Annotated in this window: 22 protein-coding genes, 1 tRNA gene and 1 CRISPR repeat array (1 of these 24 only partly in view); of the genes, 8 read left to right on the top strand and 15 right to left on the bottom strand. The window is 62.4% G+C overall.

Going from position 1 to position 26,971, the window contains the following annotated elements:
• Nucleotides 1-112 precede the first annotated feature (112 nt).
• Genes Q355_RS0102135 through Q355_RS16955 form a run of 4 tightly spaced genes read right to left on the bottom strand, consistent with a single transcriptional unit; the run spans nt 113 to nt 4,532 of the window.
• Nucleotides 113-898 (bottom strand): PilW family protein, encoded by a 786-nt coding sequence (locus Q355_RS0102135; protein WP_027876267.1) that lies wholly within the window; start codon nt 896-898, stop codon nt 113-115.
• A gap of 9 nt (nt 899-907) precedes the next feature.
• Nucleotides 908-1,345 carry a prepilin-type N-terminal cleavage/methylation domain-containing protein gene (locus tag Q355_RS16325; RefSeq protein WP_084496012.1) on the bottom strand — a complete coding sequence of 146 codons (438 nt, stop codon included), beginning with the start codon at nt 1,343-1,345 and terminating at the stop codon, nt 908-910.
• 22 nt (nt 1,346-1,367) lie between these two features.
• Nucleotides 1,368-1,877 carry a pilus assembly FimT family protein gene (locus Q355_RS0102130; RefSeq protein ID WP_027876266.1) on the bottom strand — a complete coding sequence of 170 codons (510 nt, stop codon included), beginning with the start codon at nt 1,875-1,877 and terminating at the stop codon, nt 1,368-1,370.
• A gap of 3 nt (nt 1,878-1,880) precedes the next feature.
• A complete protein-coding gene (locus Q355_RS16955) occupies nt 1,881-4,532 on the bottom strand; it encodes a hypothetical protein (protein ID WP_245597455.1) in 2,652 nt (883 codons plus the stop codon).
• 339 nt (nt 4,533-4,871) lie between these two features.
• Between Q355_RS16955 and mtnN the strand changes: the two genes are divergently transcribed.
• Entirely contained in the window at nt 4,872-5,549 is a 678-nt protein-coding gene (mtnN, locus tag Q355_RS0102120; RefSeq protein ID WP_027876264.1) for a 5'-methylthioadenosine/S-adenosylhomocysteine nucleosidase, read from the top strand.
• 131 nt (nt 5,550-5,680) lie between these two features.
• A complete protein-coding gene (locus Q355_RS0102115) occupies nt 5,681-6,676 on the top strand; it encodes a ribose-phosphate diphosphokinase (RefSeq protein WP_245597454.1) in 996 nt (331 codons plus the stop codon).
• Here the strand turns inward: Q355_RS0102115 and Q355_RS0102110 are convergent.
• The 3 genes from Q355_RS0102110 to Q355_RS0102100 all read right to left on the bottom strand — a co-directional run bounded on the left by Q355_RS0102110 (nt 6,673) and on the right by Q355_RS0102100 (nt 13,121).
• Nucleotides 6,673-8,259: a S8 family peptidase gene (locus Q355_RS0102110; protein WP_027876262.1), complete on the bottom strand. Its 1,587-nt coding sequence runs from the start codon at nt 8,257-8,259 to the stop codon at nt 6,673-6,675. The two genes, Q355_RS0102115 and Q355_RS0102110, sit on opposite strands and share 4 nt — an antisense overlap.
• A 70-nt stretch (nt 8,260-8,329) precedes the next feature.
• Nucleotides 8,330-10,699, bottom strand: a complete 2,370-nt coding sequence (locus Q355_RS0102105) for a tetratricopeptide repeat protein (protein ID WP_027876261.1) — start codon at nt 10,697-10,699, stop codon at nt 8,330-8,332.
• 112 nt (nt 10,700-10,811) lie between these two features.
• The gene (locus tag Q355_RS0102100) at nt 10,812-13,121 is read right to left on the bottom strand and encodes a hypothetical protein (RefSeq protein WP_027876260.1); all 2,310 of its coding nucleotides are present in this window, start codon (nt 13,119-13,121) and stop codon (nt 10,812-10,814) included.
• 382 nt (nt 13,122-13,503) lie between these two features.
• On the opposite strand from Q355_RS0102100, the gene Q355_RS0102095 reads away from it, so the two are divergent.
• From Q355_RS0102095 to Q355_RS15245, 3 genes are all read left to right on the top strand, one after another.
• A complete protein-coding gene (locus Q355_RS0102095; protein ID WP_027876259.1) occupies nt 13,504-14,832 on the top strand; it encodes a Vgb family protein in 1,329 nt (442 codons plus the stop codon).
• Nucleotides 14,833-14,969: 137 nt separating this feature from the next.
• Nucleotides 14,970-17,456 carry a S8 family serine peptidase gene (locus Q355_RS0102090; RefSeq protein ID WP_027876258.1) on the top strand — a complete coding sequence of 829 codons (2,487 nt, stop codon included), beginning with the start codon at nt 14,970-14,972 and terminating at the stop codon, nt 17,454-17,456.
• Between the two features lie 129 nt (nt 17,457-17,585).
• Nucleotides 17,586-18,221, top strand: a complete 636-nt coding sequence (locus Q355_RS15245) for a hypothetical protein (RefSeq protein WP_245597453.1) — start codon at nt 17,586-17,588, stop codon at nt 18,219-18,221.
• Nucleotides 18,222-18,467: 246 nt separating this feature from the next.
• Here the strand turns inward: Q355_RS15245 and rplS are convergent, their stop codons facing one another.
• The 7 genes from rplS to truD form a co-directional block, all read right to left on the bottom strand.
• Nucleotides 18,468-18,941: a 50S ribosomal protein L19 gene (gene rplS, locus Q355_RS15240; RefSeq protein ID WP_036258467.1), complete on the bottom strand. Its 474-nt coding sequence runs from the start codon at nt 18,939-18,941 to the stop codon at nt 18,468-18,470.
• Nucleotides 18,942-19,126: 185 nt separating this feature from the next.
• Nucleotides 19,127-19,840: a tRNA (guanosine(37)-N1)-methyltransferase TrmD gene (gene trmD, locus Q355_RS0102075; RefSeq protein WP_027876257.1), complete on the bottom strand. Its 714-nt coding sequence runs from the start codon at nt 19,838-19,840 to the stop codon at nt 19,127-19,129.
• 7 nt (nt 19,841-19,847) lie between these two features.
• On the bottom strand, nt 19,848-20,336 hold the full coding sequence (rimM, locus tag Q355_RS0102070; protein WP_027876256.1) for a ribosome maturation factor RimM: 489 nt from the start codon (nt 20,334-20,336) through the stop codon (nt 19,848-19,850).
• A gap of 15 nt (nt 20,337-20,351) precedes the next feature.
• Nucleotides 20,352-20,570 carry a KH domain-containing protein gene (locus Q355_RS0102065; protein ID WP_015586465.1) on the bottom strand — a complete coding sequence of 73 codons (219 nt, stop codon included), beginning with the start codon at nt 20,568-20,570 and terminating at the stop codon, nt 20,352-20,354.
• A 75-nt stretch (nt 20,571-20,645) separates the two neighbouring features.
• Entirely contained in the window at nt 20,646-20,891 is a 246-nt protein-coding gene (gene rpsP, locus Q355_RS0102060; protein WP_013013291.1) for a 30S ribosomal protein S16, read from the bottom strand.
• A gap of 84 nt (nt 20,892-20,975) precedes the next feature.
• The gene (gene ffh / locus Q355_RS0102055; protein WP_027876255.1) at nt 20,976-22,280 is read right to left on the bottom strand and encodes a signal recognition particle protein; all 1,305 of its coding nucleotides are present in this window, start codon (nt 22,278-22,280) and stop codon (nt 20,976-20,978) included.
• 154 nt (nt 22,281-22,434) lie between these two features.
• Nucleotides 22,435-23,514, bottom strand: coding sequence for a tRNA pseudouridine(13) synthase TruD (gene truD, locus Q355_RS0102050; RefSeq protein WP_051529267.1), 1,080 nt, complete (start codon nt 23,512-23,514; stop codon nt 22,435-22,437).
• Nucleotides 23,515-23,589: 75 nt separating this feature from the next.
• Between truD and tilS the strand changes: the two genes are divergently transcribed.
• The 3 genes from tilS to Q355_RS0102035 all read left to right on the top strand — a co-directional run bounded on the left by tilS (nt 23,590) and on the right by Q355_RS0102035 (nt 25,842).
• Nucleotides 23,590-25,110, top strand: coding sequence for a tRNA lysidine(34) synthetase TilS (gene tilS, locus Q355_RS0102045; RefSeq protein WP_051529270.1), 1,521 nt, complete (start codon nt 23,590-23,592; stop codon nt 25,108-25,110).
• A gap of 130 nt (nt 25,111-25,240) precedes the next feature.
• Nucleotides 25,241-25,332: transfer RNA gene (locus tag Q355_RS0102040), tRNA-Ser, on the top strand.
• A 102-nt stretch (nt 25,333-25,434) separates the two neighbouring features.
• Nucleotides 25,435-25,842: a YbjN domain-containing protein gene (locus Q355_RS0102035; RefSeq protein WP_027876252.1), complete on the top strand. Its 408-nt coding sequence runs from the start codon at nt 25,435-25,437 to the stop codon at nt 25,840-25,842.
• A 30-nt stretch (nt 25,843-25,872) separates the two neighbouring features.
• Here the strand turns inward: Q355_RS0102035 and Q355_RS0102030 are convergent, their stop codons facing one another.
• Nucleotides 25,873-26,577, bottom strand: a complete 705-nt coding sequence (locus Q355_RS0102030) for a YkgJ family cysteine cluster protein (RefSeq protein ID WP_027876251.1) — start codon at nt 26,575-26,577, stop codon at nt 25,873-25,875.
• A 43-nt stretch (nt 26,578-26,620) separates the two neighbouring features.
• A CRISPR array of direct repeats spans nt 26,621-26,971; the repeat unit is 35 nt; unit sequence GTTGCAATCCCCTTACGGGGCTTTTTGTTTGCGAC (it continues 346 nt past the right edge of the window).

Here is a 26,971-nt window from a genome sequence, read left to right as displayed (position 1 = left end):
TAGGGCATCACGAAGGCCCATTCCTCATCGCTTACGTCGGAGGGGTATGGACGGCGGTTCATGCTATAAACATAACTAACGGCCTTCGTTTCGAATAGGTTCTTACCAGTCTCTAGGGAGCCAGAACGCCCTGGTTACGTGGCTGCACAGTAGAGCTAAGGGAAGAACCTGAACCCCCAGCCGTAAAGGTACGCCCTTGCACAACCCGGCTAAGCTGCAGGTTGACCCTCACCTGGCGAATGGCTGGAGGCCCTACCGCAACCTCGCTAATGGCGAATGGGGCGCTGCCTGGCGCAAGATAGTCAGCTACCAGGGCTACCGTAACTCCGCCCATGGTGGTAAGCGCCCCTGCCGTGGGGGCCGTACTACCTGCCACAACCGCCGCAGATTCCAAAAAAGCGCTGTACTGCATCAGCACCCAGGCTCCAGCATTGGCCGCATCGGCTGGCAAACGCGCAAAGATGTCCCCTGCCGTATTTGCCACGTAAGCGGCCCGGCCAAGGGGATAGTAAGCAAAAAATCGGTAGCAGCCACCAGTCTGACCTGGTACAGCGGGATTACAGGCCGCCCTGATATCAAGGGGGGGCAGCACCACAGCCACAAAGTTGCTCCCTACCGTCCACACATTGCTTCCCGTGGTGGGGTTGGTGGTTTGCCAGACAGCAGGCGAACTGAGGATAATGCTCTGACCGCTGGGGTACACAAACCAGGCCTCTTGCAGCCTCGAGACCAGTAGCTGGTGTGCAATTTGACCCTCGATCAGCAACTCATTGCGACGGTCAAAGTCGCTGGTAGTGCGCAGGGTGGAAACAAAAAAGCCCGTGAAAGCGGCCATCAACGCGCCCAGAATGACCAGGGCTACCAGAAGTTCGACCAGGGTAATACCGCGTATGCGCATGGACTTCTCCTAAGGCCGAGGTAAATCCAGGGTGAGTCGGCTTAGTTCGCGACCATTACGTGCTACCGTAACCTGTACCCGCTTGAGCGGTTGGTTATAGCTTCCGCCGGGGCAAGGGCCTGCAGGCGGCACGACGAGCACTGGCTGGGGCGTATAGGTGTTGGTCGCAGGATCAACCGCCCCCACCGTAACGCTGGCTCCATCGGGGAGCGCAATCCTAACGCAGTTGGCATCGTAGGCAGCCTGAGCAGTTGGCCCACTCGTCCACTGAATGCGTAGCGTTTCCATTGTGTCGCGCGCCTGGGCATTGGCATTTATACCCATCTGAGCACTTCGGGTAGCACCGAAGATAGTAGCCACCGCCCCTGCCACTGCAGCCAGCAAAGCCCCCAACAAGACTATAGAAATCAGAAGTTCAACTAGCGTCACGCCCGCTGGGGCACGCATGGTTCGAACCTTGTTCTGGCTGTTAATTGAACACCACCACCTTTCCAACCAGCCCTACTATACCCACGATGCTGCGGGGCGCCGAAGTCGTGGCTGTGCTGCAAGGCGCTACCTGGCTGGCAAGCCGGAAACAGAATGCCGCCCCCCCACCGTCCAGCACCCCAAATGGGGCACGGTAGATCACGGTGCTTGGCCCACCCGCAGGCACCTCGGCCAATGTTCCTGCGGGCAGCCGAACCGTGCGGCTAACGGGCGTACCACTGCGAAGCTGGGTAATGGTGAAAGCCGTACCACCAGTTTCCAGCGCCACCACCACGTTGCTGTTGTAGCGCTGGGCCTCGCTGCGGGCCTGCAACAAGGCTGTGGCCACCGATGCTGCAGCTTCACGTACCAGGGCACGTTGACGTGCTCCATTAAGGTTGACCGCAGCAATGGTCAGCAAAATGCCAAAAATAGCCATCACCACCAGAATCTCTACAAAAGTCAGACCCGACCGCTGTAACAGGATGGGCTCGAGGTGTTTCTTATGCATAATCTACTGACCAATCAAGCGCCAGAAACCCTGGTTGCCTGCCGAGGCCCCGCTGCCCTGCAAAATGGTATTAACTACCGTATTGAGCGTGGTGTTGGCTGCATCCGGGAAGCTCGGGGGACGATAAGCCGCGTTTAATAACCGCTGGTCGTAGGTGTGGTTGGAGCGGTAACCCCGGAAGGTGCCGCTCACCGTTCCGCAGTTGACCGCCCCCAGCCGGTTTTGAATCACACCGCCAAATACCCTAAAACTACCACCATCCCGCAGGCTGGCTGGATTTGAGCAGGTATCGAAGGCAGCGTGGTGCCCGCGCACTTCCCCGTTCTGGGCCATCACCACGCCATCGATCACCAGGTTGCGGTTGCTGGTACTGGTAATGTCAAGGTAGCCCAGAGGGTCAAGCCGCACATCCTGCCCTGCGTACAAACCCAGCAGGTTGCGCGGCCACTGGTCGGGATCGGGAGGTAGGGGGTCGGGGATGGGGGTCTGGTAACGCAGGTTGGATTGAACCCGGATGTTGTTTCTTGCCGATATTGATAGCTGCTGATAACTGGCCACAGCCCGACTGCTGCTGGCCTCGCTGGCGCTATTGATATCGCCCACGCTTCGCACCGCCAGGTCGCCGTTGCTGTAGAGCACGCCGTTGAAGCGAACCCCAGGGGGCGGCCCCTGGATGGGAGGAATGGCCGCCCGCGGTACGGCGCTGTTGCTCGCAGTCAGGCCCCCGTCGGGAAGGGTCTGGATGCCCGTGCTGTTGTCCGAAACTACAGTGACCCGGCCCTGGTCGTCTATCTCGTACACCACCGTAACGCTCTGGCGCAGGCTGGGCCTGGGGTTCTGGATAATGTTGCTGTCACCGGGGTTGTTAGTCCAGTAGGTGCGGTAGCGCGGTGTTCCGCTCGAGCAGGTAATGGGGGAAATAGAAACGCTTTGGGCATAGGCTACAGAGCCAAGGTTGAGCAGGTGGTCGGCTAGCTTTTGCAGCCGGGGCAGCCATACTCCGCCGCCGCCGCCACCGCCACCGCCACCGCCGCCGCCACCGCCGCCGCCACCGCCACCGCCACCACCACCGCCAGGGGGAGGTGGGGTGTAGCACTGCCGCTCTACCGCGAGGGCATACCCGCTCACATGGGTGGTGGTGATGCTAATACGCTGACGACCGTTCTCGACGTACACCCGAACGGTCGGTGTACCTACATAACGTCCAGTGTTGTTTTGCAGCACACTTGGGCTTGGCCGTGGAATGAGAGCAGGGTTTATGGTGATGGCACCACCGGGGGCATTGGTCCAGCCACTATAACTCTGAGCACTAGTCGAAGCGGTATACAAGCTGCTATCAATAAAAAAGCCCGCTGTGTCACCCGGGTTGCTTACCAGGATACGTCGGTTGGCATCGCGGAGCAGGTTGCCGTTTTCGTCCCTGGTGGTGGTCGGTATACCACCGGCTGCGTTCCGCTCAAAACGGGCGATGGCATCGCTGCCTGGCATGGGAATTGGGTTGCGCTGCCAGTTTACGTCATAGAGCCAGGTACTCGCTGGCGCGCCGGGAGCGCATACCACCTGACCACCACTGCCATCGTCGCACAGGTAGTTCCCTGCTGGGTTGCGCAGACGAGCAAAATTGGGATTGATCCCCGTTAGTCCGGTTGCGCTGTTGATGGCCGGAACGGTTGTAAAGGTGCTGGTGGTGTTGCCGTCGCCCAGATAGTAACCCCGCCCCGCCAAACGCTGCGCCTCGGTGCAGGTGTCGGCTCCCTGCTCACAACCTGCACTGCCAAACTGGTCGTTAAAGTTAAAGGTTGCAGGTGGTATGCGCTGCTCGAAGGCCCAGCGGCCATTGGTAAAAGCGGGACCGTTTACGGTAAAGCCGTCGCGGAGCACCACCCGGCTGCCATTGGCGCGAACAGTGTTGTTCACAAAAAAGGCAAAGAAGGAGAAGCTGGGGGTTTGAATGGTCACATTGGTAACCCCCAGGCTGGTGGTCGGTACACCTCGAGCCACCCTGCGCTCGGCCAGTACCTCTGTACCCCGCACCACACGACCCGTGGAAACAATAGCGCTGTTGGGATCACCAAACACCAGGGTGGGCGCACCGTTTTGAATGGTAATGCGCCGCGGGGTAAAGTCAACTTGCACAATGTAGCGGTCTTCTAAACCGTCTGACGAGCCCAGCACGCCCTCTGCACCTGCCGTTCCCAGGGCCAGCCGACCCCAGTATTCCGCAGGATTGCTAACCTGGCCGTTATATACGGTGTTATCGAAGAGCAAAGGGTTGGTGAGAATCGCCAGGCGCTCGTTGCCCACCTCAGCCGGGGTACTGTTCAGGTCTATGGGCAAGGCTTCGCACAGCGTCCCCGTCTGCATGGTGTTCAGGGTATTTTCAAAGGTGCTGAGCGAAGGCCCTGTGGTGCTGTTGCCGTAGCAGAAACGGTACAGGGCTTGCACATAAGCCGCCCTTACGGTAGCTGCGCTGGGGCCAGACAAATCTACTTTGATGCCTTTTAGATAGTTGAGCACGGTTTGGTAGCTCTGCAACCCCCTCACCAAGCCAGACTCAGCGGCAAACTGAGCGCGGTTGGCCAGGCCCTGGTTGGTGACCACCTGGCGGTTGCCAATGGTCAGGCTGGTGGTAATTGAAAGCAGCGAAATCACCATGACCAGCGCCACCAAAACAGTTATGACCAGTGCGTTTCCATGTGGCCGCAGCCTCGTTGGATTATTGGGCCTTGTTTGCATACACACTCCTGTAGCAGAAAACCTATCTATAGAATGCACCGAACCTCAAGCAAAACATACCCCCACACAGGGGGTATGTCCGTTACTTTAAGTTTCGTTCTGAATGGGGTTTTGGTGCAAATATCACAAATCGGGGTGCGATTTGGGCGCCACTATCTATTACCTAGCTGTTTGGCCATCCGGCGCGACACCCCGCACAGACCTGGCGAAAGCCGTGGCACTTACCTCAGGTGAGTGCTAGTCTAGCCTGGTATGTCCATGGTTGCGCTATTTACTGCAGAAGAAGTCGAGGCCCAGGCGTTACGCCGTCTGCTTAGCCTGCAGGAGGCCGTAGACGGCCCCTGGGTCATCCACCAGGGTGAGCTGGGACGCTACCCGGTGGTGCTCATCGAAACGGGTGTGGGCAAAGCAGCGGCGGCAGCCGCAGTAGCCTATGCCAAGGTTCGCTTCAACCCGGCCCAGTCGTTCTGGGTGGGCGTGGCTGGGGCTCTGAACCCCGACCTCAAAACCCTGGATCTGGTGCTGGCCCAGGATGCTGTGCAGTACGATGTGGACATCACAGCCTTTGGTCGTGCTCCGGGTGAACTGGCCACCGGCGAGCGCTTTATCCCTGCCGATGCCGGGCTCACCTCCAAGGTTTTGCGCACGGCCCTGGGCATGGGGCTACCCATCCACCTGGGCCGGATTGCCAGCGCCGACCGCTTCCTGGCGCAGCGCAGTGAGGCCGAAGAGGTACGGCGGGTATTTGCTGCCGATGCTGTCGAGATGGAAGGGGCCGCCGCTTTGTGGACGGCCAAACGCCTGGGTATGCCGATGGCCCTGCTGCGGGCCATTACCGACCAGGCCGGCAGTGAAGCCCCCCTCGCTTTCGAAACCTTTTTAGAAAGTGCCTCCGAGCGCCTGGCCCAGTTGATCGGCAAAGTATTGAGCACTTGATGGGTTCGGCCTGCTCTGGATTAAGACCCGATTTGGAGGCCACTCCGATTCCTGGAAGCGTGCAAGGTTATACTAAAGTATCAACATGAACTCGTGGGGTTGTCAGTGGCGCGGGTACTCGAGGAGGAAGCATGGGGGTTGCATCTGTAACTGAGCAGCGGCTGGGTTCAGAATCAGAGGAATTGCAGCACGCCAACGGCGGACACGTCAAACTCTTTTGCGGCAATGCCAACCGCCCCCTGGCCGAAGCAGTGGCCAAGGCCCTGGGCATCCAGCTTGGCGAGGCCACCGTGGAGCGCTTCCCCGACGGTGAGGTGCGGGTGCGGCTTTTGGAGAGCATTCGCGGCGACGATGTATATCTGATCCAGTCCACCGCCCCCCCAGTCAACGACCACCTGATGGAACTCTTGGTTCTGGCCGACGCCGTGCGCCGCAGCAGCGCAGGGCGCATCAACGCGGTGATTCCTTACTTTGGCTATGCCCGCCAGGACAAACAAACCCAGGGCCGCGAGCCCATCACGGCCCGCCTGGTAGCGGGCCTGCTGGAACACGTGGGCATCCACCGGGTCATTACGGTAGACCTGCACGCCCCGCAAATTCAGGGGTTTTTTTATCAGCCGGTAGACGAACTTTCGGCGGTGCGCCTGTTCGCCGAGTACCTGGAAAATCAGCGCTTGACAGATAACGCCGTGGTCGTCTCGCCCGACTCAGGAAGGGCCGAGCAAGCCCGGCGGCTCTCCGAGCGGTTGAACCTGCCACTGGCCATTCTGGCCAAACGCCGCACCGGCCCCCGCGAGACCCAGGTCAGCTATGTGATTGGCGACGTGGCGGGCAAGCGCCCCCTGATCATTGACGACATCATCTCCACCGGTGGAACCATCCGGCGCGGGGTGGAAGCTCTGATGGCCGCAGGGGCGGCTCCTGAAGTCGTGGTGATGGCTTCTCACGCCGTGCTGGTGGGCAACGCCCGCGAAAACCTGGCCCACCCGGCCATTCGCGAGGTGGTCTTTACCGATACCATCGCGCTCAACCCAGCCCTGGGCTATACCATCCTGCCCACCGCACCTCTTCTGGCCCAGGCCATCCGGCGGGTGCACACCAACCAGTCGGTGAGCGTGCTGATCTAGGGGCCTCGAGTCCAGTCCAGCAAGCCCCGGCCCTGGGCCTCCTCGAGTTCGCCGGGGGTGGCCGGATCGGTCAGGTTGGCTAAGAAAGCCGACTCGAGCGCCTCTGGGGTCAGGGGCACCAGGGCCGTGGCCTGGCGGATAATCGCCACCGCACCGCTCACGATGGGCGCGGCAAAGGAAGTACCGGTGAACTGGGCCTCGGTGTTGCCCGGCCGCAGGCTCAAGACCCGCTCACCGGGGGCTACCAGGTCTACAAAGTCGCCCTGGCCGCTAAAGCTGCTCACCCGCAGCCCCGTGCTGTACTGCCCCACCGCTCCTACGCTCAAAAGCCCCTTGAGCAGGGTCATGCGGCGGGCCGGGTCGCTGCTGGTCGAGAGCCCCCGGTTGCCGCCAAAGGAGGCCGGGAAGTGGTGCAGCACCCCCGATTTGCTGCTGCGAACGGCCCACTGGTTGCCCGCTGCCGCTACCACCGGAATCCCCTCTACGCCGCGCTTCATCAAGACATCCTTGAGGATGATGTAGACAATCTCGCTGGGGGTATCGCTGCCCAGACTCAGGTTAAGAACAAGTTTCTGATTTTTGTTCTGCTCGGCAAAGGCCACCGCGTAGCAGATGCCCCGAATCACCGCCGCCAGGGGGCACTTGCCCTCCTTGTTACAGCTCTTGATGGGCAGAATCCCGGCTGCGGGAGCCACACCGTAGGCGGCATCCGCAGCCAGCACGGCTGCCGCTGTGCCGTGGCCCGTTCCACTGCCATATTCATCCAGGTTGGGGCGGGGGGTGTCGGGGTCGGTGAAGTCGGTTCCAGGAAGCAGGTTGAGGCTGGTCAGGCTGGCCACCCCGGTGTCCACGATGGCGATAGCGGTTCCGGCCCCGGTGTAGTTGCTGACCGGATTGAGCCTTATGGCCTGGCGGGCGTTGATGGGGCTGGTGCCGGGGGCTGGGCTGGGGTCGGTATCGTAGCCGGTAAGGGGGTCGATGCCCAGGATGCCATCCAGGTCTACAACCAGGCCCGCGGCGGCGGACTCGAGCCGCTCGAGCAGAGCCCCCAGGGCCAAAGGCGCCCCCGGAAGGGCAGCCACCTGGGCCAGCCGCCCAGCGCAAGGCCCCCCCGAAGCGCCCAGCGGCAGCGAGCGATCCCCCTTGGCAGTGGGCACCAACCGCAGCCCTGCACCAGCCAGCTTCTGGGCCAGGCTGTCGTCGGTAACGCCGGGCCGAACGATGACCAGGGCCTCGGTGCCCACCCCCTCGCCCAGAACGGTCAGGCTGCCGCTGGCGCGGTTGCTGCCCTCGGTGAGCTCGAGGGGCTGGGGGCCACCCCAGAAGTTGCTGGGAACCCTGAAGATAACCGCACTACCCGCTCCTTCCCCCTCGGCGCGAACCCCCGCGATGACCTCCCCTGCCAGGGTCAGGCGCAGGCTCGAGCCCGCCCGCCAGGGAATGCTCACCCGCACCTCCTCGCCCCAGGTGGCCCGTCGGGGTGAGGTGTATACCGTGGCCGAAACCGGGCTCCCCCCACCCCTCGGGGTAAGGTCGCAGCCCACCAGACTCACCAGCACTGTCAACACTACCGTCCATCGCATCCTCAACCTCCAACCACAGGGTCTCCTCGAGCAGGTAGGCACTCCTGGGCATGCACCCAGGGTGCTCCCTTCAACTTGAACGCTCCATGAACGCCCTTAGCTGCTCGCGCTGCTGCTGGGCCAGGTCGAGGTACCCGGCGTTCTCCGAGACCGCAATGGCCTCCTGCCAGACCTCGAGGTCCCCCTCCAGCTCGGCCAGGTTGGAAAGGGCCAGGGCCAGCACGTAGGCCTCGCCGGCCTCTCGCGCGGCGGCAATGGCCCGGTGGTAGAGGTTGCGGGCCTCCTCGAGCTGCCCCAGGATGTGCTGCAAAGCCCCCGCGTTGTTGCGGGCCAGCGCCAGTTGCTTGAGGTTGCCCGAGTTCAGGGCCACCTGCTCGGCTTGCAGAAAGCTGTGCAGGGCCTCTTGGAGGTGGCCCTTGCGCTCAAGTTCTTTGCCCAGGTTGATGAGGGCCTGGGCCCGTACCTGGGGGTTGTCCTGGGCAGCCTGCAAAACTTCCGCAAAAGCCTCAGCCGCGCTCTCGCCCTGTCGGGCCCGGGTGATGGCCAGGTTGCCCAGCGCCCCCAGCCTGCGGCCCTCATCCCCCAGCCCCAGCCACAAGGCAGCCGCCCGCCGGAAGGCCGCCGAGGCCTCGGCCAGCTCACCCCGCGCCAGGAGGATAAGCCCCAGGGTGTTGTGGGCCTCGGCCCGGGCTGCAATGCCGCCCGCAAGGGCTTTTTGCGCAGCTTCCTGGGCCTCTTCGGCCCGGCCCAGGCGGTAAAACAGGGTGGCTTTAAGGGCCAGGTGCTCAGGGGTTTCGGGTAGAAATCGCATGGCCTCGAGCGCCTCCTTATACATCCCGGCCCGCTCCAAAGCCCGCGCCCGCAGCAGGCTCAGCTCGGGGTGCGGGGGGGCCTCGGCCAGTTCCTCGGCAGCCCGCTTGGGAAACCCGCGCCGGATCAGCTCGCTAGCCCAGGCGGCGTAGGCCTGCAGCATCTGGGGCTTGTCGGCCTCCTCGATGAGGGCCCTGGCCCGTCGGAAGAGGGGCAGGGCCTGCTGAGGTCGGAGCTGGCGGGCCAGCCCCAGGCTCAGACGGGCCTCCTGGGCCGGGCGTTCGGCCACGTAGCGCAAAGCCGCCTCACGGCCAAACACAGATCCGTTCAGGTCGATCAGGCCCGCCGCGAGCAGCTCATCCACGGCCTGGGCCATGGCGGTGGCGTTCAGGCCCACCGCCCCCCGGGCCAGCAGCAGGTCGGGGTTTTCCAGCAGGGCCAGGGCCATGTAGACCTGCCGGGCCTCTTCGCTCAGGGCCCAAAGGCGGGCCTCGAGCGCGGCCTCGAGGGGCTCACCCCGCAGCCAGGCCGCCACCAGTACCGGAAGTCCTCCGGTGGCCTCAAAGGCCCCTGGCAGTCCGCTCAGGTCTTCCTGGCTTAGGGGCCCCAGCTCCAGCAGCGCCTCTACTGCAAAAGGCGGCTCGCCCTGCCCTGCCAGCACCACCCGCCCCGGGGGCCTCAGCTTACGCAGACGAGAAAGCAAGCGCTGGCTCTCGGGGTCGGCTTGCTCCCAGCCGTCTACCAGCAGGCTTTCACCCAGCGCGGCCAGGCGCCGCAGCAGGGCCTCTTCCCCGCCCTGCACCGACTCGAGCAGGGGCTCGAGGGTGGCATAAGGCAACCCCGAGCGGGCCGGTAGGTACAGCCAGCCCGTGCGGGCCTCGAGCTCACGCAAAAGGGCGCTCTTGCCCATCCCGGCCCCGCCCTTGACCCAGACCCAGTCCCCCTCGGGGGTGTTGAGCAGGCGCTCGAGCTCCCGCACCCGTCCGAGCAAGCCCGGCAGGGTGCTTCGCGGGGCAACGCCACGGGACAGGCGCAGGCCCAGCTCCCTGGCTTCGCGCTCGAGGGTTTCGGCCAGGGGGTGTGCCCCAGCCAGCAGCAGCCGGTGCAGTTTGGGCAGGTCTTCGGGCTCGAGGGGGGGCGCCGCCGCCACCCGGTAGGCCAGCTCGGCCCGCGCCGCTGCCTCGGCAAAGCGGGCCTGGGCAGCCGCGCGCTCGGCCAGCACCAGGTGGGCCTGGCGCACCTCCAGGGCCAGCCGCTCCCGCACCTCCAGCACCCATTCCTCCAGCTCTGGGCCCAGCGCCTCCTTCAGGCCCTCGGCAAATGGCCCCCGGTAAAGCCCGATCCCTTCCTCCCAGCGCCCCGCCCGCAGCGCGTCCTGCAAGGCCAGGGCATCGCAGTCCAGGTCTACCCAGGCCCGGCTCTCGTCGTTGTAGGCCACCCCCAGCTTACGCAGCTTGCTCAGCACGACCGCCAGCGAGTTCATGGGGTCGGCGGCCTCGGGCCAGAACAGCTCGGCCAGAAACCGCCTTGGCCTGGGGCCCTCCAGGGACAGATAGGCCAGCAGCAATAGCGGCTTCTCGCGGCTAAAACCGCTGCCCTCCAGACGCAGGCCCCCCAGGGTGTGAAGCATGGCATCAGTTTAGCGGACGCCCTGCCAGAGGATGTAACAGCACCTGCATCAAGCCATCCTCAGGACGTCTTAAGGCGTTGGATTCACACGTTTACGGGTCAAACAAAGCCCGTCATTTGATGCAAACCGGAAGCTCAAAGCGCTGCGACATGGTTACGGGTCGCGGCCAGGTGCTGGATGTACCCCCGTCCGAGACCTCGAGGTAGGCCACAAACTGTTGCTTGTAGCCTGGACAGGTGCTAACAGAGGGGAAAAGGGTGGCTAAGGGAATGGTGACACTAGGCAGGGTCGCGTTGAGGCGCAGCCCACTACTGGTGGTGGTTATATTTACGCTGCCCGAACCCCCAGGCACTGCTTTCTTGGGGCCGGGATACCCCCCCACCACCTCGGCAATGTACCAAGCGTAGGTCAGGGTATCGGTATCGGCGTCGAAAACTTTACCTTCCAGCACGATATTGGTGCTATCAACGGTGGGGTTGGCCGCTTTGCCCTGGGCAAAAATCGGCACCGGGCGGGTGATTTTGGCCAGCGGCGGCTGGTTGGTGCGGGGTGGGTCAGGCTCCCCCACATTCACCAACACAAACTTCTCTACCGAGACCCCCTGGGGGTTGGTGTATTTGAAGGTGATGCGCCGCCAGCCGGGATCGTTGCTCAGACGCATACGCGTGGCGCAGCCGATGCTGGGCAGCTCATCGCCCATATCGGCATTGGTATCGCTGTTGCGGCTGCGCCACTCGCCACGGGTGCAGTCGCTCACGCTCAGCGTTTTATCCTCCCAGACGGCTTGCAGGAAGAGGTAGCGGCCTGCGGGTTCGGCCTTGGCCTGCGGAAGCGTGGGGTTAAGGCTGGGCAGCGGCTGGATGATGTGCGCCAGAGGTGGGACGTCCTGTACCGTCAGGGTGGTGGTGGCGGTGGCACTCAGATTCAGGAAGTTGGTGGCCCTGGCCGTGATGGTACGGGGCCCCGAACTGGTGAAGATATAGGGCACACACTTGCTGCTGGTGGGGGCGGTGCCCAGGGAGCCGTCCAGGTTAGAGCTTAGCTGCACTTCAAGCGGGCCATCCTGTGGGTCCATCGCGGTGGCACAGATGTAGTAGGGCCGGTTAACAAAGGGGCCGCCCTCAAAGTTGACAAAAGTGCCACCACCAAAAACCACCGAGGGCGGGCCCGGCTGGGCCTGGGCAATGGTGCCCAGTTTTTCGTTGAAGATCTCGAGGTCGGTGTCGAGGCGGAACAGCCACAGGTCGGCGTGAATGCCGATGCTGCCCTTAACCCCCGCGTCCAGCTTCCAGACCGGATTGCCGGGCACTTTGGCAGTGAGCTCGAGGTAAGCCCCCAGCTTGGCATAAGGCCCCACCAGGCCGTACAAGAGCACGTCCACCTTGCCGTTCATCGAGGCCGTTGCCGTCAGGGTGCTGTTGGCCTGGGCGATGCCCGCCTCAAACTTCTTGCCCAGACTGGAGCAGTTCTTAAAGCCACCCTTGTACTCCAGGCAGGCCTGGGCGTTGAGTTCCTCTTTGGCCCCCAGCACCAGGTTGGCCGAGACTGTGCCCTCAGCACTGACGGTAATGTAGAGGTTGGGAACAAACACCACCGGCACCGGCCCCACCATCACGGTGATGGGCTTGAAGGTGTATCGGGTAAGTTCATACTCCTTCTTGATGGATTTACCCAGGTTGGAGAAAATCTTTACCTCGGCATTGTGCTTAACGCCAAAAGCCGCCTTGAAGTAAACGCCGTTTGGATAGACCGGAATACCAAGTTTTCTTTTCCAGGTAATACTGGCCGAAAAACCACTCTGTAGGTCAAAAAAAACCTTACCTTGGGCCCGCACCTGATCGAGGGTGGTGGAATGGTTGCCGTCCTCGTCGTAGATGATTTCGTTGAAGGTGAAGTCGAGCACACTCATGGGCTTCACCCCCGGCTGGGCCTGGAAGCGGGCCTGGCCGTTGGCAAATCGGACACCGGGAGAAAGGCCCTCCGCCTGCACCAAATCTTCGGCGCTGAGATTCTTCTGGAAGCTGGCCTCGCCCTCGGTGATGGCTTCTGCCAGACCGGCCTCCTCGGCCTCCACCACCACCTGCTCGCTACCCGCTGAAATCTGCTTTACCTTGAACAAAAAGCCATAAGGCGCATTGGGGCCCGGCTCGCTGGCCAGGATCTGACCGACCTCGAGGGCCTCGAGCTGAGGGCTACCTTTTTTGAAGGTCAGGGTCGCCTGGCACAGCGGGCGGCTGGGGTTGGTGTACTCGAGGCACTCGTTCAGGTTGTTGATGACCAGGCCCTCGAGGGCATTGCGGGTCTCCGCGTTGAGCACCCGGGTCTGGGGGGCAATTTTTGGCTCGACAAAAGCCGGCTCCTGGGGCCCTCTTCCGCAGGCTGCAAGAATTCCTACCAAAACCAAAGCGATGCGCTTTCGCATACCCCTTCCCCCTCCTCGGTGGCTCAAAGCCCAGTCACGGATCACCTAACCCAGCATCGAGCTGTGGTACGTTCACAATAAACTTTTAGTCTGCTCTTCCTTGTTATACCTAACCGAGCGAAGCATAACTGATACCCGGTTCAAAAAGTTACATCTGTCCAAACGGACGGATCGAGACCTCGAGCCCCCAGTTTTGGCCCTCAAAAACGCGCCTTCCTCTGGCCCTACAATTCGTGTTGGATGGATAGGGTTTTGCCTTGGCAAGTGCAGCGGCAGCCTCTCTATAGCACTGCACACACCGTTCATGGAGCGTTAAGGGGTGTTTCGTTAATCTCCGGGCGTGCTCGAGTATGGCACACTAACTAAACAAGGGGAGGTAAACATGCAACGAACCTGGATGGGACTGCTAGGCGTGGCGGCTTTGTTGATGAGTGCGTGCGGGCCGGGCGGCGGGGCGGGCTGCGACCCCAACGGCACCGGCGACCTGGTGGTCAACATAAGCGGCCTACCGGGCGGGGTGAACGCCAAGGTCAACGTAACCGGCCCCTCGGGCTTCAACCAGAACCTGACCGCCAGCCAAACCTTTACCGCAACCGCCGCCGGTACCTATACCGTTACCGCCAACAAGGTGGCCCAGAGCGACCCCATCGTCCACACCGCCTACAGCGCCAGCGTGAGCGATAGCCCGGCCTGTGTGCGCAACGGGCAGGCCACTACGGTAAGCGTCAGCTACGCCCAGATTCCCAGCAGCAACAAGCTCTGGCTGGACAACGGCAACCCCCCCAGCGGAAGCTCGCCCCTGCTGGGCTTCGCCGCCTCGCTTCTGGGCAGCACCGCCACCCAGAGCCCCAGCGTAAGCGCGGGCACCGTCAACCTGCGCGACCTCACCTTCGACCCGGACGGCAATCTCTGGGGCATTGGGGGCACCACCGCCGACCCCACCCTGGTGCGCTATCCGGCCAACGATCTGGGCAGTTCGGGCAGCAAGACCCGCGACCGCGGTATCAATGTTTCGGGCATTAACTGCTTGCCGGGGGCCAGCCGACTGGCCTTCGACACCAACGGCAACCTCTGGTTGAGCGTCCCCTGCGCCAACAAGGTGGTGCGGGTGAGCGCAGCCCAGCTCGGGGCCTCCGGAACCGTGACCCCAGCGGTGGAGATTACCGGCCTGAACGCCCCCGAAGGCCTGGCCTTTGATGCTAGCGGCAACCTGTGGATTGCCAACGAAGGCGCCGAGCGCGTGGTCAGGTTCAATGCCGGTCGGCTCTCTGCCTCCACCAGCGGCCCCGACCTGACCATCGAGTCCAAGACGCCCGGCCCGGTTGTGGGCACCCTGGATGCCAACCTGCTGGCCTTCGATGCCTCCGGCAACCTCTGGGTGGTGGCCTTTGGGGCCAACGTGATCTACCGCCTCACCCCCACCGACCAGAGCGGCAGCGGCAGCAAGACCCTCACCCCGGCCATTCAGGTGAGCATTCCGGTAGGAGCGGTGCTGGAAGGCCTGGCTTTCGACGAGGGCGGCGGGCTCTGGATCAGCTACTCGGCGGGCAAGTTTGCCCGGCTCTCGTCGGCCCAGCTCGGCACCAGCAGCACCTCGGGCAGCCCCACCACCCCCGAGCGCATCATCACCAGCGCCAGCATCGGCAGCGCAGGCGGCCTGGCGCTGTATCCCGCCCCGGCAGGGCTGCCGCTCTACCACAAGCTGCCCTAGTCTGATTACCCCGCCTCGCATGGCGGGGTTTTTCGTTGTTTGTATCCGCTCTTGCGACGTTCATGGGTCGTTCAACCCCTGGCCTCTACCCTGGGGGCACCTTCGGGAAAACCGAAGCCCCCACGAGGAGGAAGACCATGAAAAACCTTTGGAAACTCGCTCTGGTAAGCACACTGGCGCTGCTGGCGGCTTGTGGCAACAACAGCGGCTCGAACCAGATCCCGCCCTCGACATTTCGCATCAACCCCTCGCTGACCCCCTCGGTTAGCAGCATCCCCGACCCCGAGGGGGGTGCGCCTCGCCCGGTGGGTGCCATGCGTGGCAAAAGCGGCCACCAAAGCGAGTTTGTGCTCAACGAGCTTATGATTAGCAGCGACGACACCGCTAAGGTAGAGGCGCTGGCAGCCCGCTACGGGGGGCAGGTTCTGCGCACGATTGGCCTCGAGGGCGCCCCCAAGCTGCACCTGGTGCGCGTGAACGCAGCCCCTGCCGTAGAATCCCAGCTCGCCCAGGACCTACGGGCTTTGGTGCCGGATGCCCGCAGCGACCTGGAGTTCTCCAGCCAGGAGGGCCTCAACCTGCTGGCCACCGCCGCCCGGGAGGGGGTAAGCCAGAACCTCAAGGTCTCGCTCAACTTTATCCTCCAGCCACAGGGCTTTGCCGAACGAACCAGTTTCGAGTCCGCATTCAGCGCGGTTGCCTTCGCAGACCGGAGCGACTACACCCAAAACGCCTTTGACTGGCCCTACATGAACCGGGGCAGCCCCCAGGACATCGGGGTAGCCGAGGCCTGGCGGCTGTTGCAAGCGGCGGGAAAGCTCTCTAACCGGGTCGAGATCGCTGTTATAGACGGTGGTTTTGAGCGTGATCACCCCGACTACCCCGCCACTCGCCGCATCTACGGCGGTGCCGACTGGGGCGCCCGTAACCCCTACGGCTGTGGAGGCAGCCCCTGCCCCTGGCACGGCACGCTGGTAACCCAGGCCGCCATGGCCCAGCCCGACAACAACCAGGGCGTAGCCGGGCCCGCGGGCCCCATTGCCGAGCTGATGGCCGTACAGGTTCCTGGCGATTTCTTCGAGTTCCTCCGCTTTGTGGTAACCACCCTGGGCGGCGCTGCAATCGAGCGTCCACGCATCGTCAACACCAGCGGAGCGGGCGCCATCCCTGCCGTGCCGGGCGCCTTGCTGGATGCGGCCCTCACCCCACTTCTGCTGGCCATAGAGACCAACCCCTTGCGCCCTATCTTCTTCGCCTCAGCCGGAAACGCAGGGGTCAATGTGGACGCGGAGGACTGCTTTGGCCCTCTTTGCTGGGAGGAAGACCTGTGGGCGCCCTGCGAGCTGTTGGGCTTTATCTGCGTGGGCGGCATGGGGTGGGACACCACCGCTAAAGCACCCGGCTCCAACTACGGCAGCGACCGCAACTTCTTCTCCGTAGACATCTATGGCCCGTATACCATCTGGGGCGGCCCCGACTTCGACCGCCGGGAGGTGCGGAGGATCAATGGCACCAGCTTCTCCTCGCCCTTCGTGGCCGGGGTGGCTGCGCTGATCTGGGCCGCGAACCCGCTGCTCCCGGCCCAGGCGGTGGAACTTATCCTCTACGAGACCGCACATAGTGGCGGTGTCCACGGGGAGGGTGGACACCAGCGGCGGGTCAACGCCTTTGGCGCGGTCAGCCGGGCCCTGGGCAATGTACCGCCCTTCATTCGGATAGAGAGGCCGAGCGAAGATAGCACCCATTCCTGGCGGTTGCCGGTGTTCCTGCAGGCCCTTACCTACGACCCCGACAGCAGCGGCACCCCCAGTGTTGGCTGGAGCAGCAGCCTGAACGGCAGCCTGGGTAGTGGCACTTCACTTACCGTCAATAGCCTGAACCTTGGCAACCACCGCATCACCGCCACGGCCAGCTCGGGCGGGCAGAGCGCCAGCGCCAGTGTAAACATCACCATCCGCAATGACCGTCCCACGGTGGATATCGTGGAACCCGCCGGTGGCACCTTCTGCACTAACCAGCCCGTCACATTCCGCGCCGTGGTGAGCGACCCCAACAACAACGCCTCCCACCCCTTCCCCACCGGGAACGTGGTATGGAGGGTGGGGACCACCAACTTTGGCACTGGGCTAACGGCCAGCCGCACCTTCACCAGTCCGGGCAGCTATACCGTCACCGTAGAGGCCACCGACGATGCCCCAGCCCCCCACACCCTCTCGCACAGCGACAGCATCACCATCAACGTGCAAAACTGCACTAACTTCCCACCCAACGTCAGCATCACCAACCCGGCCAGCGACCTAGACGTGACCCCTTCTACCTTTGATACCAACGGTTACTACTTCCAGATCACCCTCCAGGGCAACGCCACCGACCCCGAAGACGGCCCGCTGAGCGGCGCCTCCCTCGTCTGGACCACCAACCGCGCCGACGTTCAGCCCGGTGGCCCGTCCACAGGGGATCAGGTCTTGGGAACTGGAACCTCGGTGGCCAACGTCCGTCTGTATACCACTTGCGCCATGCCGTACTTCGGTACGGTAGTACACCGCATTACCCTCACCGCTACCGACAGCGCAGGCAACAGGGTCTCCCGAACCCGCCTGATTACCGTTCGCACCCTCTGCTAAATACACCGGTTGCTCCTGCCTGCACTCATTCGGGCAGGAGCTATTCTTTGGCAGGAAGAGCGTTGTTTAGTCTATACCGAATACACAGCCTCGGTAATACAATGTTTCCAAGCCCAGCAAGGAGACTATATGAACAAACTACTGATTGGTACGGGAATCTTCCTATCGGCCCTGGTGCTGGCCCAGGCCGCCCAGAAAACCTACCGGCTCATCGTCAACGGCCAGGCCCAGGCCAGCCCGGCCATCGTGGTGGGGGGCAAGACCTATGTGCCCCTCGAGGCCCTGCAAAAAGCCGGGGCCCAGGTCTCGCTATCCGGCAACGAGGTGCGGGTGCAGTTCATCCCGGTGGGAGGACAGGAGCAGGCCATGCTGCTCGAGGGCAAAAAGGGCGAGTGGCTCTCCAACGGCACCTGGCGGCTGCGGGTGCTGGATGTGGCGCCTGGCACCAACCCCTTCTTCGGTTCGGGGCCGGGGTATGTGGTGCGGGTGGAGGTGCGCAACCTGACCAGCGGTCGGCTCTCGCTGCACAAAACGGGTTTCGACGGCTTCCAGCTTCTGGACAACCGGGGCAACAAGCTGGTGGCCGCTAGCTTCGGCGAACAGTACACCGATCTGCCCCAGGCCGACGGTGTGCTGATCACCCTGCGCTTCGGGCCCAACCCCAAGCTGGACGAAATCGGCGCGCCCGACAAGCTCCTGGTCAATTTCCGCCCCAGCGGCGGCAAGCCCGCGCTACGAGGTTTTCGGGTGTTCCTGGGCGATTGAACACGGCTTGAGATCAACAGCGGGTTGCCGAAACCAGCTCTTTGAAGTTAGGAACCAACCCACACCAGGGTACAGACGCCAGGGCAGCGGAGGGCGCAACACCCGCAGTTTTGCCAGCATCCGGATTTACCGCCGACATTCGTCCTGATGCGGGTGTGGACTTCCCTCGGTCGGTATGAACAGTCGGCTCGCACCCACAAAGAATAGCCGGGGAGGCATATCCTCCCCGGCCTTTCTGATGAAGCGCTATTCCTTGCGCTCTGCTTCGCTGGTCTGAGCCGCAGCCTCGGCTTCCAGCTTAGCAGCGGCCCTGGCCTCGGCTGCTTCCTTGGCGGCAACAGCGCGGGCTTCAACGTCCTGGTTGAGGCGCTTGCGGTCGCCCTTGATGCGGGCCGCTTTACCGCGCAGCTCACGCAGATAGTACAGTTTGGCCCGGCGCACCTTGCCCCGGCTCACCACCTGCACGCTTTCGATGAGGGGCGAGTTGAAGGGGAAAATGCGCTCCACCCCTTCGTTGAAGGAGATTTTGCGCACCGTAAAAGCGCTGTTGAAGCCGTTGCGTTTGATTTTGAGCACCACGCCTTCGTAGGCCTGCACACGGGTACGGTTGCCTTCGACCACCTTGTAGTTGACCCGCACGGTGTCGCCCGGTTTGAACTGGGGGATGTCGGTACGGGTGTACTTTTTCTCTACCACTTTTAGCAATGCGCCACGGTTCATGGTCTGACTCCTTGCTCCAGCGGAACCTACTTATGCGCCCTTGCCGCTCTGGCAAGCCTGCGGGTTCATGGATTGTTGCCCTAAAGCGTATCCGCTAAAGCAGATACTCGGGACGGTCAGCAAGTTGTGATTCTAGCAGCCAGGGTAGCCCTTGTCAAAGTTTGTTGACGCGCTATGCCCACATCTCAAGTCTCGTTTTCCTCGAGCCAGGCCAGATCCTTTGGGGTCAACTCGGCCTTTTCCAGCAGGTCGGGTCGGCGCATTCTGGTGCGTTTTAGGGCCTGCTTGCGCCGCCATTCGGCAATTTTGCCGTGATGGCCCGAGGTGAGAATTTCCGGCACCGCCAGGCCCCGGAACACCGGGGGACGGGTATAGTGGGGGTAGTCCAGCAGCCCGGTGGAAAAAGAGTCCTGTTGGTAGCTTTCGGCCTCTTTGATTACCCCCGGCACCAGGCGGGCGGTGGCTTCCAGGATCACCAGCGCGCCCAGCTCCCCACCCATCAGCACGTAGTCACCAATCGAGACCTCGCGGGTCACGAACTGCTCCACCCGGGCATCAATTCCTTCGTAACGCCCACAAACCAGCACCAGGTGCGACTTTTGGGCGAGTTCCTCCACCAGCCGCTGGTTAAGGGGTTGGCCCGCGGGGGTGAGCAAGATAACCTCATCGGCGGGCCCGGCGGCCTCGAGGGCCCGCACCACCACATCCACCCGCATCACCATACCGGCCCCGCCGCCATAAGGGGTGTCGTCTACGGTTTTGTGCTTGTCTTCGGCGTAGGCCCGGATATCGCGGATATCTACTTCGATCAAGCCCTTCTGGATGGCTTTTTGCAGAATAGATTCCTCCGTCCAGGGGCGGATTAAATCGGGGAACAGGGTCAGGATGGTGTATTTCATAGCAAGGCTACTCGAGCAAACCCGGTATGGCCTCGATGTAGATGCCGTCGGCCTCGACCCTGACGTAGGGGGCCTGAAAGGGCACCATGTAGGTCTTGCTCTGGGCCCGCAGGGAAGCGCCCCTGGCTTTGATGATCAGCCGCTCCTGGGCTCCATCTTCTACGTCGACCACTTCTCCAAAGGGCTGACCATCCACAAAAACCGGCCTGCCGATCAGCTCAAAGTAGTAGTACTCGCCTTCTTCCAGCGCAGGCAGGTCTTCCTGGTCGGCATAAACCCGTAAGCCCGCCAGCCGCTCGGCCTCCGGGCGGCTCTCCACACCCGCCAGATACAACACCATCTCGTTGCCTTGCTCCTCGATCTCCTCTACTGCACGGTAGCCCAGACCCTCGAGGTAGATGCGCTCGAGGTCAAAAATCACCGGCTCTCCCCGAAACTTGAGGCCCCCCGCCATGCCGTAGGCTTTTCCGATGCGTCCAATTTCGATGCGCCGCATACCGTACGGAAGCGCTCAGCGTACTTCCACCGAAACCCGGCCCTTGGCAAACGAGCGCACCACCGTGCGGATGCTCTCGATTACGCGGCCCTGCCGGCCGATAATCCGGCCTTTGTCCTCGGGGTGGGTCTCGATGTAGTACACCAACCCTTCGCGGCCCCGGCGCTCATCCACGCGAATCGAGGCCGGGTGGTCGACCACTGCTTTTGCCAGGTACTCCACGAGGTCTTTCATAAACATTAGCCTAAAGCCTTAAGTCGAAAGCCGAAAGCCCAGGGTTTTGGGCCTTCGGCTTTTGCTGGGTTGCTATTAGGCCCCTGGGTTGGCCTGCTTGATGAGTTTTTTTACGGTATCGGTGGGCTGGGCACCCACCCCCAGCCAGTACTGAAGGCGCTCCTGGTCGATCTTCAGCCAGTCTTTGGTGGTCTTGCGCGGGTCGTAGTAGCCGATGCGCTCGATGTAGCCACCATCGCGCTTGGTACGGCTGTCCATCACCACAATGCGGTAATGGGGGTTGCCTTTGGAACCGAAACGGGACAAACGAATCTTGGTCATGTTCTACTCCTTTGTGTTGTCTGAAGCGCCCTCTGGACGCACTGTCAGTTACAGGCTTTGGTATTTCTGCCTGCAACCCAAGACCTATCTCCTGAACAAACCCCGCCCCCCTCGAGCCTGCTGCTTGGCCAGGGTTTTCAGCATCTGCTTGGTGTCCTCGAAGGTTTTGATGAGGCGGTTAACCTCCTGCACCGTCGTGCCAGAACCCGCCGCAATGCGCTTGCGGCGCGAGGCATTCAGAATGCGGGGGTCGCGGCGTTCTTTAGGGGTCATGGAGAGCACGATGGCCTCCATGCGATTAACCTGCTTTTCGTCCACCGAGAAGCCGGGGGGTAGCATTCTGGATATACCCGGTATCATGCCCAGGATCTCGGTGAAGCTGCCCATCTTGCGCATCTGGCGCATCTGGGTGATGAGGTCCTCGAGGGTGATCTCCTTGAGGTCTTTTTGCGGGGCCTCGAGCTCGGCCTGTCTGGCTTTTTCCAGAAGGGTCTGCAGGTCGCCCATGCCCAGGATGCGCTGGGCCAGCCGGTCGGGGTAGAAGGGCTCCAGGCCTTCGACCTTTTCCGAAACCCCCGCAAAGTAGATGGGTTTGCCGGTCACATACCGGGCCGAAAGCGCCGCGCCGCCCCGGGCATCGCCATCCAGTTTGGTTAGAATCAGGCCGGTTACCCCGATGCGCTCATCAAAGGCTTTGGAGACATTCAGGGCCTCCTGGCCGGTCATGCTGTCCACCACCAGCAGGGTTTCGGAAGGTCCCAGCACCTGCTTGAGCTGGGCCAGTTCGTCCATCAGGGCCTGGTCTATCTGCAGACGACCGGCGGTGTCTACGATCACCAGGTCGCGGTAATCGAAAGTCAGGTGCTGCTGCAGGCGGGTGCGGGTGGTCTCAGGGCGCTCTCCATCGGCCACTTCCAGCACCGGAACGCCAATTTTCTCGCCCAGGATACGAAGCTGCTCGCGGGCCGCAGGCCGCTGGGTGTCGGCGGCCACCAGCAAGGGGCGTCGTCCTTTGGACTTATAAAAATGGGCCAGCTTGCCCGAAGTGGTGGTTTTACCCGAGCCTTGCAACCCCACCATGAACCACAGGTTGCCCTCGTTCTTGAGCAGGGGCTGTTTGGCCTCCCCTCCCAGCATCTGCACCAGTTCCTCGTAAACCACGCTGAGGATTTGCTCTGCTGGGGTCAGGCTCTCCAGCACGGCCTGCCCCAGGGTTTTTTCCTGCACCCTGTTTACGAAGTTTTTCGCCACCTCGAAGTTGACGTCGGCATCCAACAGCGACATGCGGATTTCGCGCAAGGTGGCTTTGAGGTCGGCTTCCGTGATACGACCCCGCCCACGCAGCTTATCTACTGCGGCACGGATGCGTTGGGAGAGGTTTTCAAACATAAAGTTTTAGTTTAGCGAACTGCCCAAGAAACCACTAAAGGCGTTTTTGCGATTTTTGGCCCACGTTTCGCAGGCCGCCCGCTAGGGTAGCAGCAAAAGGTTGAGCGTGTCAATATCAAGTTGAGGCACCCCCCCCCAGCAGCCAAAGCAGGGCCTATTCCTCTATCTCGCTTTCCAGCTCGCCTTCCTCGGGGTTTCTTTTCATCAGCTCGCGCAGCACAGCGGTGGCGTAGGCCCCTTTGGGCAAAAAGAAGCGCACCCATAGCCCCTCCGGCGCTTCCTCCACCCCCCAGTCGGTCAGCGGGAAGCGGATCAGGCGGCGATCCCCCCGGCGTGAGGCAAAGTGGCTGCGCTCGAGCTGATATTTTTGCAAAATCCGATCCTCGAGGGCCCGGGCCAACCCTTGGGCTTCGCGGTACTTTTTGCCGTACAGGGGGCCGGTTGCGCTTATTTCGAAGCGCAGGGCACGGGGGTTTTCCAGCGCGGCCTCCTGCACCACAAACTCCCCGCCGGTATCGTGCTTTTTAGCCACATCCCCTTCAATCACCTGGGCAAAGAGCCCTTCTTCCAGCCGAAGGGCCAGCCAGTCGTTGAACAAAAGGCTTTGCAGGCTCGCGAGCAGAAACTTCTTCAGCCAGGAGGGGCTATGCACCTTGCCCTTCTTGGCCAGCTCGTAGCCTTTGACGGGGTTCAGCCCGCCAATGCCAAACCGCTGTGGCCCAAAGTAGTTGGGCACTCCCTGCTGCTCCAGCTCGCGCATGATGGCCTCGGCTGCCTGCCTGGGCAGGGTAGCCTGGCCCGTAGCACGAATCAGAATGCGGAAGCGGTTGCCCCGCAAGTGCCCTACCTTTAGCTTGTGCGGGTGCAAAGCCTGCTCTAAAACCCGCACCCCCTCGAGCTCAGCCAGGCTTTCCAGGCGCGAGGCGTGCCGGGCAGGGATGCTGAACCACTGGCGGGTCAGGGCGTGTTTGTCCTTGAGGCCCGCAACCCCGATGTGGGCTTCGTTGATGTGCAGGCGGTCGCGCAAAAACTCAAAAACGGCCCGGGTGGTCAGGCCTTGCTTTTCGATGAGCACAAACAGGTGTTCACCGCTGCCCAGCGGGCTGTAAGCGGGCACCTCTTCGACCTGAAAGTCCTGCGGCAGGTGGCGAATCACCCCCTCTACGCCCGGCAGGTGGGGGGTCAGGTAGGGGTAGGCATTGAAGTCGAAGCGCAGGTTGGGCAGATCCGGCATACCCTATAGCATATAGGGGTGGATTTGCTGGAGGCCAGCCAACTTGAAGCCCAGTTCGCCACCCATCTGACCCGCATGGTGCCCGAAGGGGGCCTGGTTGCTGCGGTGTCGGGCGGCAGCGACTCGGTGGCATTGCTGCTGCTGCTCACCTCCACCCCCCGCAAGGTGGTGGTGGCCCATCTCGACCACGCGCTCAGGCCCGATTCGGCCCAGGACGCCCTGTGGGTCAGGGCCCTGGCCGAGCGCCTGGGCTACCCCTTTGAGTCAGAAAGGCTCGAGGTGGCCAGACTCGCCGAAGAACGTGGGGGGAACCTCGAGGCCACCGCGCGGGAGCTGCGCTATGGTTTTCTGGCCAAAGTAGCCAAAAAGCACCAGGCTCAGGCCATTCTGACCGCCCACACCGAGGACGACCAGGCCGAAACAGTATTGCTCCAGCTCTTGCAGGGCACCGGTCGCGGCCTGGGCATGCGCCCTAGGCGGGGCAAGGTGGTGCGACCGTTGCTCGAGCTCAGCCGCAGCACCCTGCGGGCCTACCTGAAGTGCAAAAAGCAGGACTGGCTCGAGGACATTTCCAACGCCGACACCTCGCTGGATCGGAATTATCTTCGGCACGAGGTTTTTCCCAGGCTAAAGCAGCGTTTTCCTCAGACCAATACTTCCCTGGCCCGCTTTGCCGCCATCTCTCAGCTCGACGACGAGGCCCTCGACCCGCTGGCCGAACAACTGCTGCTGCGCGACCAGCGCTGGCCCTGCCCGGCCTTCCGCATCGCACCGCTGCTACAGGCCCCCGCGGGTCTGCGCCGCCGGGCCTTGCGGCAGATGCTCGAGCAGATCAACCTGCGCCCCGAGATGGGCTGGGTAATGCAGCTCGAGCGAGCCTTGCAGGGTGAGGCCTTTACCTTACCGGAAGGCTGGCAGGTACGCCGCCGCGACGGCACGCTGTTCCTGATTCCCCCAGTTCTAAACACTTTTCCGGCCTGGCGCGGCTCGAGGCTCCCAATGCCCGGCGACCTGATCGACCCAGGCAAAGGCCTGATACGGCTGATGGATTTTTTCACCGAGCACGGCGTCCCGCTCGAACTCAAGCAAGCCTGGCCGGTGCGCGCAGTGGGCAACATCGTGCAAGAGGTGTGGAACCTCTGGCCCCAGCCCGAAGACCTCGAGCACATGCGTATGGCGCTCGAGCAAGCCCGGCTGGCTAGGCACAGCCACGAGGTGCCCATTGGGGCGGTGCTGGTCTGGGAGGAGGAGGTGCTGGCGGTGGCGCACAACCAGGTGGAGCACCGCCGCGACGCCACCGCCCACGCCGAGCTGCTGGCCCTGCAAAAAGCCCTGCACAAAAAGCAGGCCAAGGTGCTGCCAGGGGCCACCATCTACGTTACGCTGGAGCCCTGCCCCATGTGTTTTGGTGCGCTGCTGGAGGCCCAGGTGCGGCGGGTGGTGTATGCGGTGGAGAACCTCAAGGCAGGGGCCGTAACGGTTCACCGCATGAAACCGCCTTTTGCCTGGGAAGGGGGCTGGCTCGAGCGGGAATCGGCCCGCCTGCTAAGGGATTTCTTCTCACAAAAACGCGCCGCAGAACAGGGCGGCCCCTAGTCCGACCCAGCCGAATCGATCCAAACCCACCCAGGGCCATAAGGGCCAGGCGCGGCCAACCCTGGGGAACCCGTGACTTCCCGGCCAAGTTGTGCTAAAGTCTCTATTCGGCACTGCCAGGCCCGCCTGCGGAGGGGTGCCGGAGTGGTTGAACGGGCCGGTCTCGAAAACCGGTATAGGGGTTTCCCCCTATCGAGGGTTCGAATCCCTCCTCCTCCGCCAGCTTCAAAGAAGCACCACAGGCCACGACCCCGCTAGCCGAAAGGCAGGGGTCTTTTCTGATTTTCACTTCGGAAATTCGATTTTGGGCTTAACCTAAAGGCCATGGACACCATTCTGCGCGAAGTCACCACCGAAGAGGTGCGCATTCTCCTGGATCAGTTCGGCCTCAACGCTGAGCAGGTCAAGGAAGACCTGTTCCATCTGGAGCTGCCCAACGGTCTGCGGGGCCATCTGATTACCTACGGCGAGCCATACGTCAGCAGCTTGCAGTTGCGGGCGGGGTTCTCGGGTTTCGACCGGGTAGAAGCGCGCCACCTGCTCAACTGGAACCGCCGCTACCGCTTTACCAAGTCGTACCTGGATGCCGACAACGACCCCGTTCTAGAAAGCGACCTGCGGCTTGTGGGGGTCACGCCCGAGGCCATCCAGGCCTTTGTGCACGATTTTGGCGACCAGATTACCCTGTTTTTTTCCTATCTACGCATGATTGATGCCAACCTGGTCGAATAAAGCGCTCTTCGCAATTATTGGGCCGCTCAATCAACCCGCCCAAAACCCAAACTGCCCCCCCAGCAACCGCCGCCCACGCAACACCTTCAGGGTTGCAGCCAGCCCGTTTTGCAAGGCGGCCCGAAAGTCCGGCTGCCCCAGCAAGTACATCAGGCCCACCAGTTCTCCAATCACGGTAAAGCCGCGCACCTGCTGTTCTGTTGCCCACAGTTTTTGCGCTGTGCGCTCGGAAAGCTGCCAGGGCAGCTTCAGGTAGTGTTCGGGGCCATGCCAGGGCTCGAGCTGGCCCAGGTAGGTGTCTTTCTCTCGTCCCCGCAGCGCAGGCACCACCCCAGGGGCACAGTAGCGGGGCGAAAGGTTGGTCAGCACCCCGCGGCAGGCCAGGGGGCGGTAGGCATGCGCCGAGCAAGCACCCTCTGGTGTAAGCAGCGGGCAGGGGTTATCTTCCAGAAAATACAGGGTGGGAAAATCGGGCCGGTTTTTTTGCTGAGCCAGGCGCCTGAGCCTTTTGGGGCCTTCAGCTTCGACACGGGCAAGCACCTCTGGCTGAGAAGCCTCGAGCGCTTCGCGCAGATATTCGGCCTCGGCCAGCCCCACCACCACCCAGGCCGAGCAGCAAGCAAAGCAGCCCTTACCACAGCTCACCCGCACACGGCGTTCGCCCAGATAAGCCGCAGTGCGACGCTCGAGCTGCCCGTGGGCTTTTATCACCGCCTGGCGCAAAACCGCGTTCATCGGCTTCGATGATACCTTCACAAACCCCAAAACCAGCAGCGTGCTTGCAATCCCCTTACGGGGCTTTTTGTTTGCGACACGATTATCGCACAGCGTTACCCTACCTGTTGGTATGGTTGCAATCCCCTTACGGGGCTTTTTGTTTGCGACACCCTCGAAGGGCATACCAAAGCCCATCGGTACCTGTAGTTGCAATCCCCTTACGGGGCTTTTTGTTTGCGACGGATATAGAGGGCGGCCCAGGGCTTTTTCTCTACCGCCCTTGTTGCAATCCCCTTACGGGGCTTTTTGTTTGCGACACCGGAGGAAATCAACCATATTTTGGAATCAATTGGTTGGTTGCAATCCCCTTACGGGGCTTTTTGTTTGCGACTCGGCGGGGACTTCGACGGGG

It is taken from the genome of Meiothermus cerbereus DSM 11376 (assembly GCF_000620065.1).
GTDB lineage: Bacteria > Deinococcota > Deinococci > Deinococcales > Thermaceae > Meiothermus > Meiothermus cerbereus.
The sequence above is the reverse complement of the archived record's forward strand: the minus strand, read 5'-3'. Positions and strand labels throughout refer to the sequence as shown.